Below are 24255 nucleotides of genomic sequence, written 5' to 3'. Positions count from 1 at the left end.
CCGATTCCCCGATCAGGGAGGAGGGCAGGCAAGATGGGAGGGTGACCCTCATCGATCAGCTGCCGCCGACCGCCGACCCCGACGCCCTCTACGAAGCCTTCGAGTCGTGGGCCCAGGAGCGCGGCCTCACCCTCTACCCCCACCAGGAAGAGGCGCTGATCGAAGCGGTGTCCGGGGCGAACGTGATCGTCTCCACCCCCACCGGCTCCGGTAAGAGCATGATCGCCGCGGGCGCGCACTTCGCGGCACTGGCCCGGGACGAGGTCACCTTCTACACGGCCCCGATCAAGGCGCTGGTGTCGGAGAAGTTCTTCGAGCTGTGCAAGCTGTTCGGCACCGAGAACGTCGGCATGCTCACCGGCGACGCCTCCGTGAACGCCGACGCCCCCGTGATCTGCTGCACGGCCGAGGTGCTGGCCTCGATCGCGCTGCGCGACGGCAAGAACGCGGACGTGGGCCAGGTCGTCATGGACGAGTTCCACTTCTACGCGGAGGGTGACCGCGGCTGGGCCTGGCAGATTCCACTGCTGGAGCTGCCCCAGGCACAGTTCATCCTGATGTCCGCCACTTTGGGCGATGTGTCGTTCTTCGAGAAGGACCTCACCCGCCGCACCGGCCGACCGACCGCGGTGGTCCGCTCGGCGACCCGTCCGGTGCCACTCTCCTACGAGTACAAGCTGACCCCGCTCACCGAGACGCTCACCGAGCTGCTGGAGACCAAACAGGCGCCGGTGTACATCGTCCACTTCACCCAGGCGCAGGCCGTGGAGCGGGCCCAGGCGCTGATGAGCATCAACATGTGCTCGCGCGAGGAGAAGGACCAGATCGCCGAGCTGATCGGCAACTTCCGTTTCACCACCAAGTTCGGCCGCAACCTCTCCCGCTACGTCCGGCACGGCATCGGCGTGCACCACGCCGGCATGCTGCCCAAGTACCGGCGGCTGGTGGAGAAGCTCGCCCAGGCCGGTCTGCTGAAGGTCATCTGCGGCACGGACACGCTCGGCGTGGGCGTCAACGTGCCCATCCGCACCGTCCTGTTCACCGCACTGACCAAGTACGACGGCAGCCGCGTGCGGACCCTGCGGGCGCGGGAGTTCCACCAGATCGCGGGCCGGGCCGGCCGGGCCGGCTTCGACACGGCGGGCCTCGTCGTCGCCCAGGCGCCGGAACACGTCATCGAGAACGAGAAGGCGCTGGCGAAGGCGGGCGACGACCCGAAGAAGCGGCGCAAGGTGGTGCGCAAGAAGGCGCCGGAGGGCTTTGTCGGCTGGACGGAGAACACCTTCCAGAAGCTGATCGACTCGGAGCCGGAGCCGCTGACGTCCCGTTTCCGGGTGACGCACACCATGCTGCTGTCGGTGATCGCCCGGCCGGGCAACGCCTTCGACGCGATGCGCCATCTCCTGGAGGACAACCACGAGCCGCGCAAACAGCAGCTGCGGCACATCCGCCGGGCGATCGCGATCTACCGTTCGCTGCTCGACGGCGGCATCGTGGAGAAGCTCGACAAGCCCGACGCGGAGGGGCGCATCGTGCGGCTCACGGTCGACCTCCAGCAGGACTTCGCGCTCAACCAGCCGCTGTCCACGTTCGCCCTCGCCTCGTTCGAACTCCTCGATCCCGATTCGCCGTCCTACGCCCTCGACATGGTCTCCGTGGTCGAATCCACGCTGGACGACCCGCGGCAGATCCTCGTCGCCCAGCAGAACAAGGCGCGCGGCGAAGCCGTGGCCGCGATGAAGGCCGACGGCGTCGAGTACGAGGAGCGCATGGAGCGCCTCCAGGACGTCACCTACCCGAAGCCGCTGGAAGAGCTGCTCTTCCACGCCTACAACACCTACCGCAAGAGCCACCCCTGGGTCGGCGACCACCCGCTGTCGCCGAAGTCGGTCGTCCGCGACATGTACGAACGGGCGCTTTCCTTCACGGAGTTGGTGTCCTTCTACGAGCTGGCCCGCACCGAGGGCATCGTGCTGCGCTACCTCGCCGGTGCCTACAAGACCCTCGACCACACCATCCCGGACGACCTGAAGTCCGAGGACCTGCAGGATCTGGTCGAGTGGCTCGGCGAGATGGTGCGCCAGGTCGACTCCAGCCTGCTGGACGAGTGGGAGCAGCTGGCGAATCCCGAGGAAATGACCGCCGAGCAGGCCCAGGAGAAGGCCGACGAGGTCAAGCCCGTCACCACCAACGCGCGCGCCTTCCGGGTGCTGGTCCGCAACGCGCTCTTCCGCCGCGTGGAGCTGGCCGCGCTGGACCAGGTCGAGGAACTGGGCGAGATGGACGGCGAGTCCGGCTGGGACGCCGACGCCTGGGGCGAGGCCATGGACAAGTACTGGGACGAGTACGAGGACCTCGGCACCGGCCCCGATGCCCGCGGTCCGAAGCTGCTGGTCATCAAGGAGGAGCCGGGGAACGGCCTCTGGCGGGTCCGCCAGATCTTCGACGACCCCAATGGCGATCACGACTGGGGTATCAGTGCGGAAGTCGACCTCGCGGCCTCGGACGCCGAGGGTCGCGCGGTCGTACGCGTCACCGATGTCGGCCAGCTGTGACCACAGGAGAATCCCACCCATGACGACGAACCCGGCCGAGAGACTGGTCGATCTGCTCGACCTGGAACAGATCGAGGTCAACATCTTCCGCGGCCGAAGCCCGCAGGAGTCCCTGCAGCGGGTCTTCGGTGGCCAGGTGGCGGGCCAGGCCCTGGTCGCCGCAGGCCGCACCACGGACGGCGACCGACCGGTGCACTCGCTGCACGCGTACTTCCTGCGCCCGGGTCGTCCGGGCGTGCCGATCGTGTACCAGGTGGAGCGGATCCGCGACGGGCGTTCTTTCACCACGCGCCGGGTCACCGCCGTGCAGCAGGGCCGCACGATCTTCAATCTGACCGCCTCCTTTCACAAGCCTGAGGAAGGACCGTTCGAACACCAGCTGCCGCCGGCCCGTGAGCTGCCGCATCCCGAAACGCTGCCGACGGTGGCCGAGGAGATACGCAAGCATCTGGGCACGCTGCCGGAGCAGTTGGAGCGGATGGTGCGCCGCCAGCCCTTCGACATCCGGTATGCCGACCCACTGCGCTGGAACGACGAGGAGGTCAGGGGCGCCGAGCCGCGCAGCGCCGTGTGGATGCGCGCGGTGGGGCCACTGGGGGACGATCCACTGGTCCACACCTGCGCGCTGACCTACGCCAGCGACATGACTCTCTTGGACGCGGTGCGCATCCCCATCGAGCCCCTGTGGGGCCGCCGGAGCTTCGACATGGCCTCGCTGGACCACGCCATGTGGTTCCACCGGCCCTTCCACGCCGACGAGTGGTTCCTGTACGACCAGGAGTCGCCGATCGCCACCGGCGGGCGGGGGCTCGCCCGCGGGCGCATCTACGACATCGAGGGGCAGCTGCTCGTCTCGGTCGTCCAAGAGGGACTGTTCAGGTCCCTGTAGCGGGCCGTCGACCGGGCTCGACCACGTGTGCTCAGACCTCTGCGGGTCGCGGGCCTCTCCGCCTCAGCCAGGCGCGCAGGCGGAGCGTGGAGCGCGGCGGTGTGTGTCCGGGTCCGGGGAACCGCGGACCGGAGGGCGGGGCCGGCCATGCCCGGGGCACTTGTCGCCGCTCGGGCGCGCGCCCTCCGGGGATCGGACACGGCTCGGCGGCCCGCACGGCCGTCCCCGCCGTCGGCTCCGGCGGGCGGACCGTTGGCTCCCCCGCCTCCACCGGCGCCGTCGCCGTGCGTGCCATCGGCGGGATCGGCCGTGCCGTCGGACGCGTCGTCGGCCTGGCGCGGCGCACGGCCGGCCGGGGGGCCGGCGCGAGGGCCCGTGCTTCCTCGACCGAGCGGGCCAGGTCGCTGCGCAGCCACTCGATCTCGTCCGCGTCCTGCGCGGTCGTGATCCGCTCGGCGACGTGGGCGAACGTTGTTCCCGGCAGGGTCTGACCGGGCAGCGCGGACCGGAACCGGTTCACCCAGGCGCGTTCGTACGGGTCCTCGACGACATCGGCGACCTCGGCGGGCGGGAGCAGGGTGGCCAGGGCCCCGGCTCGGGCCCAGGGGTCCCCGGTCTGCCGCAGCAGACATCCGAGCTACCGCATGCGCCAGTTGCGGGCACGCAGGTCGACGCCCTCCGCGAGCTGGCTCCGCAGCGTCTCGGGGGTGCGCCCCCTGAGCAGGCGCGTGTTCTCCGCGGCGGCCGCGAAGTCCTTCAGCTCTTGGGCGAGATAGAGCCAGACCACGGCCCCGTACCGGTTGACGTAGGCCTTCATGGGCACGAGCAGGCCCAGGCGCGCGAGCCGGGTGAAGCGGCCGACCGAGATGTCCATCAGCTCGGCGCCGTCGCTGGTGCCCACGACGCGAACCCGATCGCTGAGCGTGTCCGGGAACCCGTCCTGCGCACGCAGCCGGTCGATCTCCGCGCGCTCCACCAGCCGCCCCCAGCCCCCGCCCTCGTCGGGCACGGTACGCACGTGCCCGAGCTGGACGGCGAGGTCGAACTCGCCCCGCAGCATGCCCAGTTCACGAGCGGCCCGGCCCGGTGCACAGGTCTCGGAGCAGGCTGCTCCGAAGGTGTCTGCCGACATGGTCATACTCCCCCGTGGAGTCAGTGGCTCACGCCTCGTGCGATCGCCGTGCACACACCGTAGCCGTTTCGCCGCATCGCGCGGTGGGCCTGTGGATAACTCCGGGGATCCTGAAGAATTCCCAGGTCAGAGGTCTGCTCCCGGTGCTTGCTCGGGTTTGCGGGCGTCGACGCCGAGGTGCTCGCCGACCCGGTTGACGAGCAGGGTCATCTCGTAGGCGATCTGTCCGATGTCGGCCTCCGCCCCGCTGAGCACGCACAGGCAGCTGCCGGAGCCGGCCGCGGTCACGAACAGCACGGCGTCGTCGTACTCGATCATGGTCTGACGTACCGCGCCCGCGCCGAAGTGGCGTCCCGATCCCTTGGCCAGACTGTGCAGACCGGACGCCACGGCGGCGAGGTGCTCCGCGTCCTCGCGGCGCAGTCCGGTGCTCGCGCCGGTGACCAGTCCGTCGTTGGACAGGACCAGCGCGTGCCGCACATCGTCCACACGTTCCGTCAGATCGTCCAGGAGCCAGCCGAGTCCCTGGTTCTGCGCCATTTCCGTCTCCCCGTGTGATGTCTCCCCCTGGCTGGAGGAACCCTCCGCAAGCCTTCCCCACGTGCGGCATACGGGCAAGCAGGATGGGCGCATGGCACAGAAGATGACCGACGAGGAATGGCGGGCGTTCGTCTCAAAAGGCACCCGCACCGGCAAACTGTCCACCGTTCGCGCCGATGGGAGCCCTCATGTGGCCCCGGTCTGGTTCCTGCTGGACGGGGACGAACTGGTCTTTCTCACCGGCCGGGACACCGTGAAAGGGCGCAATCTGGCCCGTGACGGGCGTGTCGCTCTGTGCGTGGACGAAGAGCGGCCGCCGTTCCATTTCGTGGTGCTGAACGGCCACGCCCGGCTGTCGGAGGATTTGGTGGACGTGCGCCACTGGGCCGCGCGGGTCGCCGCGCGCTACATGGGCGAGGACCGCGCCGAGGAGTTCGGCGCCCGCAACGGCGTTCCCGGCGAGCTGCTGGTCCGCGTTCCCATCGAACAGGTGGTGGCGGTGCGGGATCTCGCGGCCTGAACGGCTGCCTCGGCCGATCAGCCGCAGGGGCGCCTCCGCGCCGACCGTTGTCCGCGCGCCGGCGCGGAATCAGGGCATCATGCGGGACATGAGCGACGACCACGCACACGTCCAGGAGTTCTTCACCGCCCGGGCCGCGGACTGGGACAGCCGGTTTCCCGATGACGGGCCCGCGTACGCGGCCGCCGTGGCCGACCTCGGGCTGCGCACGGGCGACCGCGTGCTGGACGCGGGCTGCGGGACCGGGCGCGCGCTGTCCCCGCTGCGGGCCGCCGTGGGCCCCACCGGCGTGGTCCTCGGCGCCGACCTGACCTCGGCGATGCTCGCGGCCGCCGTAGCGGCGGGCCGGGACCGGGAGGGGACACTGCTGCTCGCGGACGTGGCCGCCCTGCCGCTGCGTTCGGGGTCCCTGGACGCGGTGTTCGCGGCGGGGCTGATCGCCCATCTGCCGCGCCCCGTGGAGAACCTGCGGGAACTCGCCCGGGTGGTGCGGCCCGGCGGGCGGCTCGCCCTGTTCCATCCCGTCGGGCGCGCGGCTCTGGCAGCACGGCAGGGCAGGCAGATCACGCCGGACGACCTGCGGGCCGAGCACCATCTCCACCCGCTGCTGTCCCGTTCGGGGTGGCGCATGACGTCGTACGTCGACGAGGACGCCCGCTTCCTCGCGCTCGCCGTGCGCGAGGACTGAAGGATCAGAGGTTTCCGGCGACGGCGGCGGCGAAGGCGTCGGGGTTGTCGAACATGATGTTGTGCCCGGCGCCAGTCACCGTCAGCACCCGTACGCCGGCCTCTTCCAGCAGCCCGCGGTCCTGAAGTTCACCGCTCTTCTCCCCCTGTAGGTACACCCGGTCGACGCCCAGACCCTCCAGGATCGTGCGCATCACGGGGTCGGAGCCGCGCCGCAGCCCGACGGCACTGCGGTGCAGGGCGCGCGGGTCGGCCAGCCGCATGGTGGCGGCCCACACCGGACCGACGGCCTCCAGCACGCGCGCGTACCCCTCCTCGACGAACTCGTCCTCCTCGTAGGTGGCGATCGCGCTGCTGCCCGCGGACAGGGGCGGAAAGGCGTCCAGATTGGCCTCGGCCAGCACCAGCCGGGAGACGAGTTCCGGCCGCCGGTGCGCGAGCACGATGGCGACGGCGCCGCCCATGCTGTGCGCGATCAGCTCGGCACCGCGGACCTCCGCGGTGTCCAGGGCGGCCGCGACCGCGTCGGCGTGCTGCTCCAGTGTGTAACCGAAGTGCCGGGGCCGGTCGCTGAGGCCGTGGCCCGGCAGGTCCAGGAAGAGACTGCGTCTGCCCGCGAGCTCGGGGCGGGCCGCGATGTGCGCGTGATAGGCAGCGGACATCGATCCCAGCCCGTGCAGATAGACCCGGGCGGGCTCCTCCCCCGGTGCCTCCGTCCAGCGGATCCGGCTTCCCTCACCGTCGAAAACAGCCTGCCGCACAACGTCCTCCCCTGCCGACCTCGATCACTGACCCGACCATACCTCGTTATCGAGGTATGGCGTCAACAGAGTATCGATGCATCGCTGTACAGCCGTACGCAAGAATGCGGCCATGCTCGAACTCGCCATCCTGGGATTCCTGTACGAGGCCCCCCTGCACGGATACCTCCTGCGCCGGCACATCGCGGCACTCACCGGTCATGTGCGGCCGGTCGCGGAGAGCACGCTGTATCCGGCGATCAAGCGGCTGGAGAAGGCCGGACTGCTGGTTCGCGCCACCGAGCCGGGGGCCGTGGCCGCGCCGCGTCATGTGCTGCGGCTGACCGAGGAGGGCCGGGGCGAGTTGAGACGGAGGCTCGCCGAACCCGGGCAGCGCGAGATCACCGACGAGAACCAGTGGTTCGTCGTGCTCGCCTTCCTGCGGCATCTGGAGGACCCCGCCGCCCAGACCGCCGTGCTGCGCCGCCGGCTCGCCTTCCTGGAGGAGCCGACGAGCTTCTTCTACGAGGGCGACCGGCCGGTCCGTGCCGAGGAAGTGAACGACCCCTTCCGGCAGGGGATCCTCACCATCGCGCGTGCCACGAGCCAGGCGGAACTCGCCTGGCTGCGCGACACCCTCGCGTCACTCGGCGGAGTCGGCCGCTGAGGTGTCCAGATGCCGTACGGGGCAGCCGCGCAACCCCGGGACCGGGCGAGTGCCGAGGTCGGCCACGCGATAGCCGTTCGGGTACCCCTTGATCTCCCGGTTCTGGCGCGCGAAATGGGGCGAGCGGCGCGGCGGCAGCAGTCGTACCACCCGACCGCGCGCCTTGACGGCGCGCCGCACCAGGGCGACGGTGGCCGTGCCCGGCCGCTGGTAGCGGAAGGCGTTCAGCAGCGGTTCGTCGAGCAGGGCGAGCACACCCGTGCGCAGCAGGGGGGCCAGGGGACGGGGGTACCAGGACGCCATCAGGTCGAGGGTGGCGTCCGAGACACGTCGGGCCCCCTCGTCCCAGCCGAAGTGTGCCGCCTCGTAGGTGTCGAGGAGGGTTTCGAACTCCTCGTACGTCGTGGGGAGATCCGGGATACCCATGTGCCGGCCGAGGGTCCGGTAGTACTCGGCGGCGGCGACGATCTCGTGCCGGGACAGCCGACGCCAGCCGTAGGTGTCGATCCAGCGTTTGGGCACCACGACGAAGGTGCTGAGCACGTACCGCATGTCGTCGTCGCTGATGTCGTAGCTGCGGTGCATCTGGTTGATGCGGCGGATCGCCGTACGCCCCTGTTCGGCGGCGAAGCCGTGCTCCACGACCGTGTCGAGGAGCAGCGCGGTGTCGTCGTACCGCTTCTGTGTGCGGTCGGTCAGCTCGGCGGTCTCGGCGAGGAGCCGGCCGATGCTCGGAACCGCGTAGGTGCGGTACAGGGCCAACTCCAGGGCCCGGGTGTAGTCCCAGGGAAATTCGAAGACGGCGCTGAGCCGGTAGATCTCCGGTGCGTCGGCCACCGGGTCCAGTCGGCGGATCCGCTCCAGCCGTTCGAAGCGCTTCACCGCGCCGCCCCCTTCTGTCGCCGGACCCCAACTCTACGTGGAATGCGAGGAGATGAACCATCACCGATGTCCCCGTTTCGGAGGGGGCCGGCTGCCTTGCCCGGCAGGATCCGCACCCGGATACGTCCCAGGGTGGGGGTGGTCTGGGGAAGTCCCGTGGAGACCGTGGTCGTTTCGCCCCTGTCCAGGGGGAAAGTTGCAGGTCCGCGTGGTGTGAGGAGTCGTGACAAGGGCCTTCCGTCCGGATTAGGGTGCGCGCGGTTGGACAAGCCGATGGGGAGGCACGGATGGCTGGGACGGACGATGGGGCCGTCGCCGCCGCGGACGATGCGCTGTATGTGCTGACGGCGGTGCTGCTGACACCGGCGCAGTTTCCGAGCGTGCTGGGCGACGACTATCCGGAGGCGTGCGCGACGCTGGGGCTCGCGCCCCGCGCCGACGGGTACGGCCTGGTACTGGGGCAGGACGGCGACGGCGCCCGCTGGACGGTCGTCATCGACGACGTCTCGCTGGTCGCCGTGGCGATCGCGTCCTGGGACTGCGGCCTGGAGTACGAGCTGTCGCCGGACGAGCACGCCATCGTGACCGCGCTGCCGGGCTGGCCGCTGGCGGTCGCCGTCGCGGCCCCCGGCGTCCCCGCGCCGCACGATCCCGCTCCCGAGACGGCGGACCAGCCTCCGCTGAGTCCGCCGGACACCAGTGTCTGGGGGCCGGCTCAGCGGCGCCTGGGCGCCGACGAGATCGCGTCGCAGTGGGGGGAGTGGCGGCAGCGGATCAACGACGACGAGTTCACCGCGCCGGCCGGCTGGGGCCCCGTCGCCTCACCCCCGGCACAGGCCGAGGAGGGCGGCGAGGGCCACGGGGGCGAGGTGGCATCCCCGAGGGGCGGACACCAGGGGATCCGGCGGGTGCTCGCGGAGGCGCGCGCCTACGTCGACTCACCGCCGCCGCTGGGCCGGGTGCGCTCCACCTTCGCCCCCGGCGACGCCCGCACACTGCGTGCGGACGGCCCCGGCTGGTCGATGGTGGCCCGCACCGACGACATCGCCTTCGTCCTGCTCGACGACGAGCCGGGCGAGGTCCTGCCGATCGGCCGCGGCCCGGAACTGCCCGGACTGCTGGAAGCGCTCGACAAGATGGCCGTACGGCCCCTGTGATCCGGGGCGACACGGTCTCCGTCTCAGCGGCCGAGTTCCTTGCGGGTGACCCTGCGGAGCCTGCGCCGCTGGGACGGGTCCAGTGCCAGGTAGGCGGCCGCCGGGACGCCCACCACGATCAGGAACGCCACCCACCAGGGCAGCCATACCAGCAGGATCAGGCCGACCGCCACACCCCCTGCGGCGATCTTCGCATTTCTCGACATGAGCGTCGCCTCCTTCACGGCCGCTGCCGTTCTCTGCTGTGAGAACGGCTTCCCGCTCCCCGCGGTTCCGGGCCTCGCCCCTGAGACATCCCTGAGGTGTGCCCCTAATGGGCGGGCCGGTTCCGCCGGTGGAGCGGCACCCGCGAAGCATGGCCGCGGTGACCACGGGCCACCTTCAGCCCAAGGGGGCCAGTGCGAAAGCGCCCATGCGGTGCACGCGGAACGGCCGGGGAGCACGGCCCGCGCAGGCGCCGCGTCCCCCGGTCTTCTTCCGTCACCGCTTCCTGGGCGCGACCGTCAGCCACGCGCGCCCAGCAGGTGGTCCATCGCCAGCTGGTCGAGGCGTTCGAACGCCATGCCGCGCGCGGCGGCCGCCTCCACGTCGAAGTCCTCGAACGCGGTGCGGTCGGCGAGCAGGGCCTCCAGGCCGTCCGCCGCGGTCGGCTGGGCCAGCTGGTCCAGACGCGCGGCGCGCAGGGCCTCCTGCACCTCCGGGTCGGCGCGGAAGGCGGCCGCGCGCTCCTTGAGGATCAGGTAGTTGCGCATGCAGCCCTCGGCCGAGGCCCACACGCCGTCGAAGTCCTCGGTCCGCGGCGGCTTGAAGTCGAAGTGCCGCGGGCCCTCGTAACCGGCGCTCTCCAGGAGGTCGACCAGCCAGAACGCCGCCCGCAGGTCGCCGGCGCCGAACCGCAGGTCCTGGTCGTACTTGATGCCGGACTGGCCGTTGAGGTCGATGTGGAAGAGCTTGCCCGCCCACAGGGCCTGCGCGATGCCGTGCGGGAAGTTCAGGCCGGCCATCTGCTCGTGGCCGACCTCCGGGTTGACGCCGTACAGCTCCGGGCGCTCCAGGCGCTCGATGAAGGCCAGGGCGTGGCCGACGGTGGGCAGGAGGATGTCGCCGCGGGGCTCGTTGGGCTTGGGCTCGATGGCGAAGCGGAGGTCGTAGCCCTGGGCGGTGACGTACTCGCCGAGGAGGTCGAACGCCTCCTTCATGCGGTCGAGGGCGTCGCGCACGTCCTTGGCGCCACCGGACTCGGCGCCCTCACGGCCGCCCCAGGCGACGTACGTCTTGGCGCCCAGCTCGGCCGCCAGGTCGATGTTGCGGATCGTCTTGCGCAGCGCGTAGCGGCGCACGTCGCGGTCGTTGGCGGTGAAACCGCCGTCCTTGAAGACGGGGTGGGTGAAGAGGTTCGTGGTGGCCATCGGCACCGTCATGCCAGTGGCGTCCAGGGCCTGGCGGAACCGCTTGATGTGCGACTCGCGCTCGGTGTCGGACGACCCGAAGGGGATCAGGTCGTCGTCGTGGAAGGTCACTCCGTAGGCGCCCAGCTCGGCCAGGCGCTGCACGGTCTCGACCGGGTCGAGGGCAGGGCGGGTGGCGTCGCCGAACGGGTCCCTTCCCTGCCAGCCGACGGTCCACAGACCGAAGGTGAACTTGTCCTCGGGGGTGGGCTGGAAGCTCATGGCGCTGCTCCTTGTTCCGTACGACTATTTCGTCATGGCCGTTTACAAATTAGTATGCGACCACGCCTCTGGGAAGAGACAAGGTGTCTTCGACCACAAAGGTGTCTTCGACAGATGTCTTCCACGGACGCCCTCGGGGCGTCCTCGGGAGCGCCCCACAGCACATCCCGCTGAGCCGCGGAAGAGGGAGAGACCCATGTCAGCAGCGGAGGGCCCGCTCGTCGTCGGAGTGGACACGTCCACCCAGTCCACGAAGGCCCTGGTCGTCGACGCGGCCACCGGGCAGGTGGTGGCGAGCGGCCAGGCGCCGCACACCGTCACCTCCGGGGCGGGCCGGGAAAGCGATCCGCGCCAGTGGTGGGACGCCCTGCGCGAGGCGCTGCGCCAGTGCGGCGACGCGGCGCACGAGGCGGCCGCGGTGTCGATCGGCGGCCAGCAGCACGGCCTGGTCACGCTGGACGAGCACGGTGAGCCGGTGCGCCCGGCGCTGCTCTGGAACGACGTCCGCTCGGCGCCGCAGGCCCGTCGGCTGGTGGAGGAGCTGGGTGGCCCCAAGGCCTGGGCGGAGCGCACCGGCAGCGTGCCCGGGGCGTCGTTCACGGCGACGAAGTGGGCGTGGCTGGCCGAGCACGAGCCGGAGGCGGCCCGCGCGACCAAGGCCGTTCGGCTCCCCCACGACTACCTCACCGAGCGCCTGACCGGGCAGGCTGTCACCGATCGCGGTGACGCCTCCGGCACCGGCTGGTGGGCGTCCGGCACGGAGCAGTACGACGAGGAGACCCTGGCGCACATCGGGCTCGACCCTGCGCTGCTGCCCCGCGTGGTCCGTCCGGGCGAGGTGGCCGGGACCGTGCGCGACGGCCACGGCCTGCCGTTCTCCAAGGGCACGCTGGTGGCCGCCGGCACCGGTGACAACGCGGCGGCCGCGCTGGGCCTCGGGCTGCTGCCCGGCACCCCGGTACTGAGCCTGGGAACGTCCGGCACGGTGTACGCCGTCTCCCGGCACCGCCCGGCCGATCCGACCGGGACGGTGGCGGGCTTCGCCGACGCACGAGGTGACTGGCTGCCGCTCGCCTGCACCCTGAACTGCACGCTCGCCGTGGACCGCGTCGCGGCCCTGCTGGGCCTGGACCGCGAGGCCGTGGCACCCGGCGGCTCCGTGACGCTCCTGCCGTTCCTGGACGGCGAGCGCACCCCGAACCTGCCGAACGCCTCCGGACTGCTGCACGGGCTGCGCCACGACACGACGCCGGGCCAACTGCTCCAGGCGGCGTACGACGGTGCGGTGCACTCGCTGCTCGGCGCCCTCGACCTCGTCCTCGACGAGGACGCGGACCGGGACAGCCCGCTGCTGCTGATCGGCGGCGGAGCGCGCGGCCGGGCCTGGCAGCAGACCGTGCGACGGCTGTCCGGGCGGCCGGTGCAGATTCCCACGGCGAAGGAACTGGTCGCCCTGGGCGCGGCGGCCCAGGCAGCCGGGCTGCTGACCGGCGAGGACCCGGCGGCGGTGGCGCGCCGCTGGAACACCGCGGCGGGCCCGGTGCTGGAGCCCGTGCCCCGGGACGAGGAGACGCTGGCCCGGATCGGCGGGGTACTCTCCGACGCGTCCCCGCTGCTGGAGCGGGGGACGGAAGACCGCTGAGCCGCACCGCCCGGCCCTGGAACGAGGATTGACGCAGGCATGACCGCACCGCTGCACGAGGCCCGGCCCGCGGGAGTCGGCCGGGCCCTGCCGGACACCCAGCAGGGCATGCGCCGGCGCAACCTCGCGCGGGTGCTGCACACCGTCAGCGCCGAGGGTCCGCTGTCCCGGGCCGCGGTGGCCTCGCGCATCGGTCTGACGCGGGCCGCGGTGTCGACCCTGGTGGACGAGCTGATCCGGTGGGGGCTGCTGGAGGAGCTGGGCCCCGAACGGCCGGGGCGCGTGGGCCGGCCCGGGTCGGCACTGGCCGTGAGCGGCCGCGGCCCTGCCGGCATCGGCGCGGAGATCGGCGTCGATCATCTCGCGGTGTGCGCGGTCGACCTGCGCGGCGCGGTCCGCGCGCAGGCCGTGCGCCGGAGCACCAACCGCGGCCGGGCGCCCGAGCCGGTGATCGCGGAGCTGACGTCGCTGGTCCGCCAGGTGGTCGCCGAGGCCGAGCAGGAGGAACTGTGGCCCGCCGGGCTCGCGGTCGCCGTACCCGGACTGGTCGCGCGTGACGGCCGGACGGTCGTCCGCGCACCCAACCTCGAATGGCGCGACACCGACCTCGGTGACCTGCTGCCGGGCGACTGGCCGCTCACCGTGGACAACGAGGCCAATTTCGGCGCCCTGGCCGAGTTGTGGCTCGGCGCCGGCACACCGCGCGAGTTCCTGCATGTGTCGGCCGAGATCGGTATCGGTGCGGCGATCGTCGTGGACGGGCAGCTGCTGCGCGGAACGCGGGGGTTCGCGGGCGAGCTGGGCCATGTGCCGGTACGGCCGGACGGGCCGTCCTGCGCGTGCGGCGGGCGCGGCTGTCTGGAGCAGTACGCGGGTCAGGAGGCGGTACTGCGGGCGGCGGGGCTCCGCCCGCGCGAGGACCTCGTCGGCCTGCTCGCGGAGCGCGCCGAGAAGGGCGAGGAAGGCGTGCGGGCGGCACTCCGGGACGCGGGCACGGCCCTCGGCATCGCCCTGACCGGCGCGGTGAACCTGCTCGACCCCGAGACGGTGGTCCTGGGCGGCGCCCTGGCGGGGCTCTCGCCGTGGCTGCTGCCCTCGCTGGAGGCGGAGCTGACGGGCCGTACGGCGGGCCCGGCCTGCCCCGTCGCGGTGTCGCCGCTGGGCCCCGAGGGTCCGCTGCTGGGCGCGGCGCACTCCGTCGTCCGCGCTGTGCTGGACGATCCGGCATCGGTGGCGAAGCGGACCTGACGCCTCGTCGGGCACCAGCGCACACCTGTCCATCGGGGCTCCGGCGCGGCCGCACGGCTCCCGGCGCACTGTCCCCACCCGAACGAGTGGCGAAGTTATCCACAGACTTCCGCTTGTCCACGGAACCGTGGCGCACCCTTCTGCCGGGCCCACCCGCGCCGTACCGTGAATCGCACGAGGCACGCGCTGTCGGTACGTCAGAGCCGCTGCGAGGCCCGTGATGTGAGAGCCATTCACCCAGATCGGGCGGCATCGGACGGACGGTATCGGGGGACACATGCGCGAGGAGACCACCAGGACTTTGCGGCCCGACGCGATCGGGTTGCGCGAGGTCCTGTTCCAGAGCATCACGGCGATGGCGCCGGCCGCCGCGGTGGCCGCGTCCATCCCGTCCGGCGCGGCCTTCGCGGGCGGCAGCCTGCCGCTGGCCGTGCTGGTCGCCCTGGTGGCCTGCCTGTTCACCGCCTCCTGCGTCGCCGAGCTGGCACGGGAGCTGCCTGCGGCCGGCTCGGTCGCGACCTACGCGGCGCGGGGACTGCACCCGGCCGTCGGCTTCCTCGTCGGCTGGGGCTACGTCTTCGTGGAGATGCTGGTCCCCCCGCTGCTGCTCCTGCAACTGGGCTTCACGGTGGCGGGGACACTGCATGACGAATGGCCCTCGTACCCGGCGGATCTCTGGTGGCCGTACTCCCTGGCGGGCGCCGCCGTGATCGCCGCCGCCGGATGCTTCGGTGTCCGCGCCTCGGCCCGCTTCGGAACCGTCCTCGGAGCCTTCGAGGTCCTCGTCTTCCTGGTGTTCGCGGCGCTGTTGATCGCGAAGGCCGGCGGCGCCAACACCCTGTCCGTCTTCGGCACTTCCCACACCGCCGCGGGACATGGCGGGATCGGCGGTGTTTTCGCGGGATCCGTGTACACGGTGCTGGCGTTCGCCGGATTCGAGGCGGCGGCACCACTCGCCGAGGAGACGCGCGAGCCCCGGCGGACGATGCACCGCGCAGTGCTGGGCGCGGCCCTGGGCATCGGCCTGTTCTACGTGGTCACCACCTATGCGATGACCGTCTACTTCGGACCGGACCGGTTCACCGGGTTCGGCGCGTCGGGCAGAGCGTCCTGGGAGGGCGTCGCCCGGGCCTCGTTCGGCCTCTTCTGGGTGCTGCTGTTCCTCGCGGTGGTCAACTCCACGATCGCCAACGCCAACGCGTGCGCGAACGTGTCGACCCGTACCGCCTTCGCCCTGGCCCGTATCCGGGTCCTGCCCCGGGCGCTCGCCACACTCCATCCCCGGCACCGCTCCCCTGTGACGGGTATCGCCGTACAGACCGTCGTGGCCGTCGCAGCCGTGCTGGGACTCGGCCTCGGCTACGGCCCCGACACCGCGTTCCTGCTCCTCGCCACAGTGATCGTCACAGTCGTCATCGGCGTCTACATCGTGGTGAACCTCGCGTGCGCCGGCCACTTCGTACGCGTCGGCGGCAGTGCCTTCAGGCCGATACGGCACCTGCTGTTCCCGGTGCTGGGCATCGTCGCCTTCGTCCCCGCGCTGCTGACGTCGGCCGGCCTCCCGGTGTTCGACTTCGTGACCGAGCTGACGACTCCGGTGTCCTACGCGGGTCCGATCGTCGGTGCCTGGATGGTGGCGGGTGTGGTGGTGCTGCTGGTCCTGACCCGGCGTCATCCCGAGCGCATAGCCGAGACCGCGCGGGTGCACATCGAGGACGACGACACGGCCGGCCACCGCCAGGACGGGACCGTGCCCCGCTGACCGGTGACCGCACCGACTCCGTGCCGTACGACCGGCCGCACCCGGCGGTCCCCCACCGAACACCGCGCCGCACTCTGCGGCCCCTCCCGCCCTCTCCTCGCTCTCCCGCCCACTCCGCCCCTCTTCTCCCCGCCCCCTGTCCGTTCTCCGTCACGCCCCCACCAGAAAGGACCATGACACGATGACCGACCCCCGGATTCTCACCGTGCGACCGGAACCGGGCGAGTACGCCTGGACGTTCGGCGGCGCGGCGCCCGTGGCCCGCATCGCGCCCGGCACGGTGCTCGACCTGTTCACGGAGGACTGCTTCGCCGGCCGGGTGCGCTCCGAGAAGGACCTGGTGTCCGAGGTCTGCGAGTTCCCGTTCCTCAATCCCCAGACGGGCCCCTTCCACATCGAGGGCGCCGAACCCGGTGACACGGTGGCCGTGCACTTCGTGTCCATCGAACCGGCCCGCGACTGGGCGGCGTCCACGACGGTCCCCCTCTTCGGGGCGCTCACCTCCACCCATGCCACCGCCTCGCTCCAGCCGCCGCTGCCGGAGCGGGTCTGGATCTGGGAGCTGGACCGTGCGCGGCGCACCGCCCTCTTCCGTGCGCGGGACAGCGACTTCGAGCGGGAACTGCCCATGGAACCGATGCACGGCACGGTGGGCGTGGCGCCGGCCAACCTGGAGGTCCGCTCGGCACTGGTCCCGGACGCGCACGGCGGGAACATGGACACACCGGAGATGCGCGCCGGGGTCACCTGCTACCTCGGGGTCAATGTGGAGGGCGCGCTGCTCAGTCTCGGCGACGGGCACGCCCGGCAGGGTGAGGGCGAGACCTGTGGGGTGGCGGTGGAATGCGCGATGAACACCGTGGTGATCGTGGACCTCCTCAAGGATGTCGCCACACCGTGGCCCCGGCTGGAGTCGGACACGCACATCGTCTCGACCGGTTCGGCGCGCCCGTTGGAGGATGCGTTCCGGATATCCCAGCTGGACCTGGTGCACTGGCTGGTTCGCGACTACGGGTTCAGCGAACTGGACGCGTACCAGTTCGCCACCCAGACGGTCGAGTCGCCGCTGGCGAACGTGTGCGACACGAACTACACGTGCGTGGCCAAGCTCCGCAAGGAGTGGCTGCCCGCGCGGGAGACCTACCGCGGTGTGCACGCGCGGCTGCGGGAGACCGCGCGGGCACTGCGCGGTTGACGAGCCGGTCCGTCCCCGACGCCGTACGCACGCCGACGGCGCCCGCTGACACCAGAATCACCGGCCCATCCAGCGCACCGCCCCCACTGGTGCACCGACGCACCGACCGGGCCCTCCCGTGAGCCCCTTTCGAAACACGCAGGAAGCACCACCTCCCGTACTCCCATCACTCCCCGACTCCCCCACTCCGAGAAGGAATCCCACGATGGACATGAACCGGGAAAGGCCGCGTCCGAGCAGACGATGGATTCTGAAGGGCGCGGCGCTCGCCGCGGTTCCGTACGCGCTGCTTCCCGAACCGCGCGCGGGCGCGAGCGGTTCCGTCGACTACCCGCCCGCCGAGTGGGCCCCCGCCAGCGCCTCCAACTACACGGCCTCCGGCAGGCCCGGCAGCTACGCCATCGACCGCGTCATCATCCATGTGACCCAGGAGACGTACGCCGACACCCTGGCCATCTTCCAGAACCCGCAGAAACAGGTCTCCGCCCACTATGTGGTGCGCTCGGCGGACGGGCACGTCGCCCAGTGCGTACACGAGAGCGACATCGCCTGGCACGCGGGCAACTGGAGCTACAACACCCGCAGCATCGGCATCGAGCACGAGGGGTGGGTGGACCAGCCTTCCTACTTCACCAACGCCCTCTACGAGCAGTCGGCGACGCTCACGGCGTCCGTCTGCGACAGGTACGGCATCCCCAAGGACAGGGAGCACATCATCGGCCACTACGAGGTACCCGGCACCGACCACACCGACCCCGGCCCCTACTGGGACTGGGTCCGCTACATCAGACTGGTCAACTTCGCCTAGCACAGAACCCGAACCGGCGTCACACCGGTTGTCTGCGCGGACACGGCACGTGACGATGGTCCCGGACGGATCATCGCCGCAACGCCGTCCGGGGAGGCCGAGTTGACCGATTCGTGGGTGGCCCTGGAGCCGGGGGCCGATCCCGCCGAGCGGGTCCGGGTGCTGCGCCGGGCGCACGAGACGTTCACCACGGTGGGCGCGGTGCCGCGCCCGGTGCGGTCGGTGGTGGCCGAGTCGTGGCGGCGCAGCGCGCGGGCCGGCGTCGTACCGGACGGCACGGCGTCCGTGGAGCTGTCCGACGAGGACCTCGGTGTCTACCGGGCGGAGCATCCGCTGGCCCGGCTGATGCCGTTGTTCCGGGAGCTGTTGGGCACGTTCGCCGCGGAGGAGGAGCAGTTGCTCGCGGTGTGCGACGCGCAGGGCAGACTGCTGTGGGTCGAGGGGCATCCGGCGGCGCGGCGGCGCGCGGACGCGATGAACTTCGTGCCCGGGGCGCGCTGGTCGGAGGCCGCGGTGGGCACCAACGCGCCGGGGACCGCCGTGGCGCTGGATCGGCCGGTGCAGGTGTTCGCGGCGGAGCACTTCACCCGGCGGGTGCAGCCCTGGACGTGCGTGGCCGCGCCGGTGCACGATCCGCGCACCGGGCGGGTGCTGGGCGCCGTGGACGTCACCGGCGGGGACGGCCTGGCGCATCCGCACAGCCTGGGTTTCGTGCAGGCCGTGGCGCGGGCCGCGGAGGCCCAGTTGGCGCTGCTCGCCCCGGCGCGGCAGACGGGTGACGCTCCGATGCTGCGCGTGCTGGGCCGGGACGAGGCCGAACTCGTGCTTCCAGAAAGGCGGATGAGGCTCAGCCGTCGGCACAGCGAGATCGTGCTGCTGCTGTCGCGGCACCCCGAGGGGCTGACGGGGGACGCGTTGCTGTGCGCGCTGTACGCGGACGAGTCGGTGACCCCGGTGACGTTGCGGGCGGAACTGGCACGGCTGCGGCGGCTGTTGGGACCGGGACTGCTGGCCTCGCGGCCGTACCGCCTGACGGCCGCGGTCGACGCGGACGCGACCGTGGTGGAGCGGCGGCTGGCGTCGGGGGCGCTCACCGCGGCGACCGAGGCGTACGCCGGCCCGCTGCTGCCGGGATCGGGGGCGCCGGCGATCGTGCGGCTGCGGGAGCGTCTCGCGCGGGGGCTGCGGACGGCACTGGTGGCGCACCGCGATCCGGATCTGCTGGCGGACTGGGCACACGCTCCGTGGGGGGAGGACGACATCGAGGTGTGGCGGGCGCTCGCGGCGGTGCGGCCGACGGCGTCGGTGCGGGCGCGGCTGGCGGCGCTGGAGGCCGAGTTGGCGGTGCCGGTCGCGGGGACACACACGCGATTCCGCGGCGCAACGTACTTGCAACGTCCGCCCGCCTAGCCTCGCGCCGAGAGCTGCCCAACGGCGGGCAGCGCTGCACCGGGAGGCACACCAGGATGACTCGTTACGCGGCGCCGGGCACCGAGGGCGCGATCGTCTCCTACCAGGCGCGCTATGACCACTTCATCGGCGGCGAGTACGTGCCGCCGGTGCGCGGGCAGTACTTCGAGAACCCGTCGCCGGTGAACGGTCTGCCGTTCACCGAGATCGCGCGCGGCACGGCGGAGGACGTGGAGCGGGCGCTGGACGCGGCGCACGCGGCCGCCCCCGGATGGGGCCGCACGTCGGTGACCGAGCGTTCGGACATCCTGCGGAAGATCGCCGACCGCATGGAGGCCAACCTCGAGTCCCTCGCGGTGGCGGAGACCTGGGAGAACGGCAAGCCGGTGCGGGAGACGCTGGCGGCGGACATCCCGCTGGCGATCGACCACTTCCGGTACTTCGCGGGGGCGATCCGGGCGCAGGAGGGGTCGCTGGGCGAGATCGACGACGACACGGTGGCGTACCACTTCCATGAGCCGCTCGGGGTCGTCGCGCAGATCATCCCCTGGAACTTCCCGATCCTGATGGCCACGTGGAAGCTCGCGCCGGCGCTCGCCGCGGGCAACGCGGTGGTGCTCAAGCCGGCCGAGCAGACCCCGGCCTCCATCCACTACTGGGTGAGCCTGATCGCGGACCTGCTGCCGCCGGGCGTGCTGAACATCGTCAACGGCTTCGGGGTCGAGGCGGGCAAGCCGCTGGCGTCGAGCCCGCGGGTGGCGAAGGTGGCGTTCACCGGGGAGACCACGACCGGGCGGCTGATCATGCAGTACGCCTCGGAGAACATCAAGCCGGTCACGCTCGAACTGGGCGGCAAGTCGCCGAACATCTTCTTCGACGACGTGTGGGCGCACGACGACGACTTCCGCGACAAGGCGCTGGAAGGCTTCACGATGTTCGCGCTCAACCAGGGCGAGGTGTGCACCTGCCCGTCCCGGGCGCTCGTCCAGCGCGGCAACTACGCGGAGTTCCTGGCGGCCGCGGTCGAGCGCACCCGGCAGATCAAGCCGGGGCACCCGCTCGACACCGACACCATGATCGGCGCCCAGGCCTCCAACGACCAGCTGGAGAAGATCCTCTCCTACCTGGACATCGGCCGGCAGGAGGGTGCGAAGGTCCTTACGGGTGGCGAACGCATCGAGTACGACGGGGAGTTGAAGGGCGGCTACTACGTGCAGCCGACCATCTTCGAGGGCGACAACCGGATGCGGGTCTTCCAGGAGGAGATCTTCGGCCCGGTCGTCTCGGTGGCCTCGTTCGACGACTTCGACGACGCCATCAAGATCGCCAACGACACGCTGTACGGGCTCGGCGCGGGGGTGTGGACCCGGGACGCCAACACCGCGTACCGCGCGGGCCGCGCGATCCAGGCGGGCCGCGTCTGGACCAACTGCTACCACGCCTACCCGGCGCACGCGGCGTTCGGCGGTTACAAGCAGTCCGGCATCGGCCGCGAGACGCACAAGATGATGCTGGAGCACTACCAGCAGACCAAGAATCTTCTGGTGTCGTACTCGCCGAAGAAGCTGGGATTCTTCTAGACGCCTGCGAAGGCGCCTGACCTGGGTTTTCACCCGTCAGGCGCCCTTCGTGCAACCCGTTCTCGACCGGGCCCGGCTTGCGCGCTAACGCCCAGTTCCTCCCACGACTGCACCCCTCCCGACCAGCGCTTCCGGACCAGTCACGGACCAAACCCTCGGTTCAGCCCTCGGGTACGTCAACTTGACCGACGCGCTGCCACTCGTTGATGGACTGCTCGATGAGACGGTTCGCCTGCTCTCGAAGGCCGTCAAGGAACTTGGCGTAGTGGCGAAAGAGAACCTCAACGCAACGCTCTGGCGGGCGCAGCGGGCGTACTCGGTCGGGTCCACTCCGGAGTAGAGCAAGAACGAGATCCCGGCACGCCGGTGAACCGCACCGGTTCGAATGGAGAATCGATTTCATGAAAGGAGCGAGTCACGGCATGACCTTCCCGTTGCCCGCTTGAGCTCCGCCGTCGTGCGGTGCGCATGGTCGCCGAGGGGCGCGACGACCGCCCGAACGTCCCGCACTTCGACGAGCGGCAGCGACGCTTGCTGATGGGAGCGGAGGCCCGGCTGCTGGGGCACGGTGGCACCCGGGCCGTCGCGCGGGCGGCCACGGTGAGCGAGACGACGGTCCACAGGGGTGTGTCCGAGCTGGAGGCCGGCGAGGCCCCGCCGGGACGGGTGCGGCGGCCGGGCGGGGCCGCAAACGGGTCGCGGACCTCGATGCGGGGCTGCGGCCCGCGCTGCTGGCGCTGGTCGAGCCGAACGAGCGGGGCGATCCGATGTCGCCGCTGCGGTGGACGGTCAAGTCGACCCGCACCCTCGCTCGGGAGCCGGCCCGGGCTGGGCACAAGGTCAGCGCCGATACCGTCGCCGATCTGCTGCGGGAGGAAGGCTTCAGCCCGCAGGCCAACGCCAAGACCCTGGAGGGTGGCCAGCACGCCGACCGCGATGCCCAGTTCCGCTATCTCAACGAGCAGGCGCGCAAGCACCGGGACGCCGGCCAGCCGGTGATCAGCGTGGACACCAAGAAGAAGGAACGGCAGCCCTGCCACTGTCCCGGCATGCCTTCCACGGCGACTGGGACTACGCCCTGCACCCCCAACCGACCCCGGCCATCCCGGCACCCCGAGCTCCGCAGACACCGGCATGGGATCCGGCCCTGCTGACCGATCCCGCACTGACCGGACTGCCCCCCCTCACCAACTGAACGACCTGGCCCAGACCCTGGTCCCGGCCGGCGATACCCGACGCGGCCGCCCTCCCCGGCTCGCCTTCCCCGACCAGGTCCTGGCCACCGTGCTGCCCTGCGCGTCAACCTGGCCGCGAAACCCCTCGCCGTGCTCTTCGGCAGCAGCCGGACCGCCATGCACCGCACCCTGCTGAAGATCAGGAGACTGCTCGACGCACACGGCATCAGCATCCCACCGGTGGCCACCCCACCCGCCGCCCTCGCAATCCTCCAAGCCCGGGTCATCGCCCTGAGCAACGACCTCAACAGCAAGATCAAAACGTCATGTTGATGATCTGCAAGCCCTTAGCGAGAATCCACCCACGATCAAGGCGATGTAGGCGACGCGTTCGGCAGACCCGCCAGTAGCGAGCGGCGAGCGGAGTCGACGTGTTCTTCAGCCTTTCGTGCCAGGGTTCGTACGTCGCCATCGCGCAAAAGGGCTGCCAGTTCCCGATGTTCGTCGACAACCCGGGCACGGTAGTGGTCATAGCCGGACTCGAACCGGCGCAGCTGGAACAGGTGGATCTGAGATCGGATGGCGTGCCACGCCGTAGTGAGGCGCCCGTTGCCGGCGGCGGCATAGATCTGGTCGTGAAACGCGATGTCCAGTGCCACCAGACGACGACTGTCGGCGGTGGCACGGCATTCCGTGTCCATCGCGTCGACGAGGCGGTCGAGCTCGGCGAAGTCGGCGGTGCCCGCTGATCGCCGCGCGGTCGTCGCGGCGAGGCGGTCGAGCGCGGCGCGCAGGGCGTAGACCTCCTCGACGTCCTCAGTTCGCACCTCGATGACGGTGGTCGCCTGGTGCCAGCCGGTGCGGATGAGGCCTTCGTGTTCCAGCTCGGCGAGGCCCTGACGGACCGAGCCGCGGCTGATGCCGAGGTGCGTTGCGAGTTCAACCTCCCGCAGCGGCGCTCCAGGTGGGAAATGGCCGGCGAGGATCGCCTCGCGGACCAGGTCGGCTGCCTCGTCGGCGAGCCCTCGGCGGGCGGCTTTCGGCAGAGCGGCTTTCGGCAGAGCGGACACCATGTTCAGATGTTGACATCTAAGGGCTGTCCCGCAACTATCGTTGCGGGACAGCCCTCAGGCGCTCGGGTTCCTCCACAGATGTCGCTCGTCCAGGGTCCCGAATCGCACGTCTCCGCGTTCAAGGTCGACGAGGATGGGCCAGCAGTCCAACAGTTGCTCTCTCGCATCACGCGAGGCGAGGTACTGCACAGAGTTGTAGGGCACGATCAGGAGCCCGTTGCTCTCACGGACCCGCTCTGCGTCGATGGCGAGTGGCAGCTCGTCATCGCGTTGGCTGTGCGCGAGAAACGCCATCGCGAGCTGCAGGGCCTCGTCTTGCTCCATCATCCGTCTCCAGTCCGTCGACTCGGAGAAGGCACCCTAACCGGCCTGAGATGATCTTGGTGTGGCTGATGTGATCACGGCGTCGGAGCCCTCCTGGATAGCCCCGTTCACCGGGCTCAGCCCGCGTCAGTTCGGGAAGCTGGTGACGGTGCTGCGACGCGAGGGTGCGGACGCGGTCCGCAGGGGCCGGCCGTGGAGTCTTCCGCTGGAGGACCGGGCCCTACTGGTCGCGGCGTACTGGCGAACGAACCTCACGATGAGGCAGCTCGCCCCGTTGTTCGGGGTGTCGAAATCAGCGGCAGACCGGATCATCGGCCACCTCGGGCCGATGCTCGCCCTCCAGCCCCGCAAGCGGTTCGCCAAGGGCACCGTGCTCATCGCGGACGGCACCCTGGTCCCCACCCGGGACCACGCGGCCGGAGCCTTCATCGGCCTCGTCACCCACTGGCTGGACGACAGCCACCCCACACCGAGGCGGCCGCCGCCGAGGCCTGGCAGGCGTTCGGACCGACGGGCGGGGCCGCCACGCGGCAGTCCGGCGAGGAGACCGGCGCCACGCCCTGACGCCGGAGCAGATAGGCCGTGAGCATGTACGGAGA

Annotated in this window: 22 protein-coding genes and 3 pseudogenes; 17 read left to right on the top strand and 8 right to left on the bottom strand. The window is 71.1% G+C overall.

Annotated elements, in window-relative coordinates:
- Nucleotides 1-41 precede the first annotated feature (41 nt).
- The gene (locus ACWDD7_RS14090; RefSeq protein ID WP_450457510.1) at nucleotides 42-2555 is read left to right on the top strand and encodes a DUF3516 domain-containing protein; all 2514 of its coding nucleotides are present in this window, start codon (nucleotides 42-44) and stop codon (nucleotides 2553-2555) included.
- Between the two features lie 19 nt (nucleotides 2556-2574).
- On the top strand, nucleotides 2575-3444 hold the full coding sequence (locus ACWDD7_RS14085; RefSeq protein WP_351865617.1) for an acyl-CoA thioesterase: 870 nt from the start codon (nucleotides 2575-2577) through the stop codon (nucleotides 3442-3444).
- A gap of 31 nt (nucleotides 3445-3475) precedes the next feature.
- On the opposite strand, the pseudogene ACWDD7_RS14080 reads toward ACWDD7_RS14085, so the two are convergent.
- Nucleotides 3476-4504 (bottom strand): annotated as a pseudogene (locus tag ACWDD7_RS14080) (DUF6397 family protein).
- A 198-nt stretch (nucleotides 4505-4702) separates the two neighbouring features.
- The gene (locus ACWDD7_RS14075) at nucleotides 4703-5116 is read right to left on the bottom strand and encodes a roadblock/LC7 domain-containing protein (protein WP_351865611.1); all 414 of its coding nucleotides are present in this window, start codon (nucleotides 5114-5116) and stop codon (nucleotides 4703-4705) included.
- Nucleotides 5117-5207: 91 nt separating this feature from the next.
- Here ACWDD7_RS14075 and ACWDD7_RS14070 point away from each other — a divergent pair, with 91 nt between their 5' ends.
- A complete protein-coding gene (locus ACWDD7_RS14070) occupies nucleotides 5208-5636 on the top strand; it encodes a PPOX class F420-dependent oxidoreductase (RefSeq protein ID WP_351865608.1) in 429 nt (142 codons plus the stop codon).
- Nucleotides 5637-5724: 88 nt separating this feature from the next.
- Nucleotides 5725-6324, top strand: a complete 600-nt coding sequence (locus tag ACWDD7_RS14065) for a class I SAM-dependent methyltransferase (RefSeq protein ID WP_351865605.1) — start codon at nucleotides 5725-5727, stop codon at nucleotides 6322-6324.
- A 4-nt stretch (nucleotides 6325-6328) separates the two neighbouring features.
- Here the strand turns inward: ACWDD7_RS14065 and ACWDD7_RS14060 are convergent, their stop codons facing one another.
- Nucleotides 6329-7084 (bottom strand): alpha/beta fold hydrolase, encoded by a 756-nt coding sequence (locus ACWDD7_RS14060; protein WP_450457509.1) that lies wholly within the window; start codon nucleotides 7082-7084, stop codon nucleotides 6329-6331.
- 112 nt (nucleotides 7085-7196) lie between these two features.
- On the opposite strand from ACWDD7_RS14060, the gene ACWDD7_RS14055 reads away from it, so the two are divergent.
- Nucleotides 7197-7730 (top strand): PadR family transcriptional regulator, encoded by a 534-nt coding sequence (locus ACWDD7_RS14055; RefSeq protein ID WP_351865600.1) that lies wholly within the window; start codon nucleotides 7197-7199, stop codon nucleotides 7728-7730.
- Here the strand turns inward: ACWDD7_RS14055 and ACWDD7_RS14050 are convergent.
- Nucleotides 7707-8612 carry an oxygenase MpaB family protein gene (locus ACWDD7_RS14050; RefSeq protein ID WP_450457508.1) on the bottom strand — a complete coding sequence of 302 codons (906 nt, stop codon included), beginning with the start codon at nucleotides 8610-8612 and terminating at the stop codon, nucleotides 7707-7709. The genes ACWDD7_RS14055 and ACWDD7_RS14050 overlap by 24 nt on opposite strands.
- A gap of 287 nt (nucleotides 8613-8899) precedes the next feature.
- On the opposite strand from ACWDD7_RS14050, the gene ACWDD7_RS14045 reads away from it, so the two are divergent.
- Nucleotides 8900-9769 (top strand): hypothetical protein, encoded by an 870-nt coding sequence (locus ACWDD7_RS14045; RefSeq protein ID WP_450457507.1) that lies wholly within the window; start codon nucleotides 8900-8902, stop codon nucleotides 9767-9769.
- Nucleotides 9770-9792: 23 nt separating this feature from the next.
- On the opposite strand, the gene ACWDD7_RS14040 is transcribed toward ACWDD7_RS14045, so the two are convergent.
- Nucleotides 9793-9975 carry a hypothetical protein gene (locus ACWDD7_RS14040; protein ID WP_392218588.1) on the bottom strand — a complete coding sequence of 61 codons (183 nt, stop codon included), beginning with the start codon at nucleotides 9973-9975 and terminating at the stop codon, nucleotides 9793-9795.
- A gap of 297 nt (nucleotides 9976-10272) precedes the next feature.
- Nucleotides 10273-11439: a xylose isomerase gene (gene xylA / locus ACWDD7_RS14035; protein ID WP_351865588.1), complete on the bottom strand. Its 1167-nt coding sequence runs from the start codon at nucleotides 11437-11439 to the stop codon at nucleotides 10273-10275.
- 196 nt (nucleotides 11440-11635) lie between these two features.
- On the opposite strand from xylA, the gene xylB reads away from it, so the two are divergent.
- The 10 genes and pseudogenes from xylB to ACWDD7_RS13985 all read left to right on the top strand — a co-directional run bounded on the left by xylB (nucleotide 11636) and on the right by ACWDD7_RS13985 (nucleotide 22592).
- The gene (xylB, locus tag ACWDD7_RS14030; RefSeq protein WP_351865586.1) at nucleotides 11636-13081 is read left to right on the top strand and encodes a xylulokinase; all 1446 of its coding nucleotides are present in this window, start codon (nucleotides 11636-11638) and stop codon (nucleotides 13079-13081) included.
- A gap of 39 nt (nucleotides 13082-13120) precedes the next feature.
- Nucleotides 13121-14329 (top strand): ROK family transcriptional regulator, encoded by a 1209-nt coding sequence (locus ACWDD7_RS14025; RefSeq protein ID WP_351865584.1) that lies wholly within the window; start codon nucleotides 13121-13123, stop codon nucleotides 14327-14329.
- Between the two features lie 277 nt (nucleotides 14330-14606).
- Nucleotides 14607-16091, top strand: a complete 1485-nt coding sequence (locus tag ACWDD7_RS14020; protein WP_450457506.1) for an APC family permease — start codon at nucleotides 14607-14609, stop codon at nucleotides 16089-16091.
- Nucleotides 16092-16272: 181 nt separating this feature from the next.
- The gene (locus tag ACWDD7_RS14015) at nucleotides 16273-17286 is read left to right on the top strand and encodes an acetamidase/formamidase family protein (RefSeq protein WP_351865580.1); all 1014 of its coding nucleotides are present in this window, start codon (nucleotides 16273-16275) and stop codon (nucleotides 17284-17286) included.
- A gap of 211 nt (nucleotides 17287-17497) precedes the next feature.
- Nucleotides 17498-18094, top strand: a complete 597-nt coding sequence (locus ACWDD7_RS14010) for an N-acetylmuramoyl-L-alanine amidase (protein WP_450457547.1) — start codon at nucleotides 17498-17500, stop codon at nucleotides 18092-18094.
- A 102-nt stretch (nucleotides 18095-18196) separates the two neighbouring features.
- Nucleotides 18197-19504, top strand: a complete 1308-nt coding sequence (locus tag ACWDD7_RS14005; RefSeq protein WP_450457505.1) for a GAF domain-containing protein — start codon at nucleotides 18197-18199, stop codon at nucleotides 19502-19504.
- 56 nt (nucleotides 19505-19560) lie between these two features.
- Entirely contained in the window at nucleotides 19561-21084 is a 1524-nt protein-coding gene (gene adh / locus ACWDD7_RS14000) for an aldehyde dehydrogenase (protein ID WP_351865576.1), read from the top strand.
- A gap of 181 nt (nucleotides 21085-21265) precedes the next feature.
- Nucleotides 21266-21424, top strand: a complete 159-nt coding sequence (locus tag ACWDD7_RS13995) for a hypothetical protein (protein WP_450457504.1) — start codon at nucleotides 21266-21268, stop codon at nucleotides 21422-21424.
- Nucleotides 21425-21552: 128 nt separating this feature from the next.
- A pseudogene (locus ACWDD7_RS13990) lies at nucleotides 21553-22109 on the top strand (ISAzo13 family transposase); the annotation flags it as partial.
- Nucleotides 22110-22409: 300 nt separating this feature from the next.
- Complete coding sequence (locus ACWDD7_RS13985) at nucleotides 22410-22592, top strand: hypothetical protein (RefSeq protein ID WP_450457503.1); 183 nt, start codon at nucleotides 22410-22412, stop codon at nucleotides 22590-22592.
- A gap of 35 nt (nucleotides 22593-22627) precedes the next feature.
- Here ACWDD7_RS13985 and ACWDD7_RS13980 read toward each other — a convergent pair whose 3' ends face one another.
- Nucleotides 22628-23332, bottom strand: coding sequence for a GntR family transcriptional regulator (locus tag ACWDD7_RS13980; RefSeq protein ID WP_450457502.1), 705 nt, complete (start codon nucleotides 23330-23332; stop codon nucleotides 22628-22630).
- 54 nt (nucleotides 23333-23386) lie between these two features.
- Nucleotides 23387-23659, bottom strand: coding sequence for a YrhB domain-containing protein (locus ACWDD7_RS13975; RefSeq protein ID WP_450457501.1), 273 nt, complete (start codon nucleotides 23657-23659; stop codon nucleotides 23387-23389).
- 58 nt (nucleotides 23660-23717) lie between these two features.
- On the opposite strand from ACWDD7_RS13975, the pseudogene ACWDD7_RS13970 reads away from it, so the two are divergent.
- Nucleotides 23718-24068, top strand: a pseudogene (locus tag ACWDD7_RS13970) (helix-turn-helix domain-containing protein); the annotation flags it as partial.
- Between the last annotated feature and the right edge of the window lie 187 nt (nucleotides 24069-24255).

It is taken from the genome of Streptomyces sp. NPDC001056, from assembly GCF_053598955.1.
The sequence above is the reverse complement of the archived record's forward strand: the minus strand, read 5'-3'. Positions and strand labels throughout refer to the sequence as shown.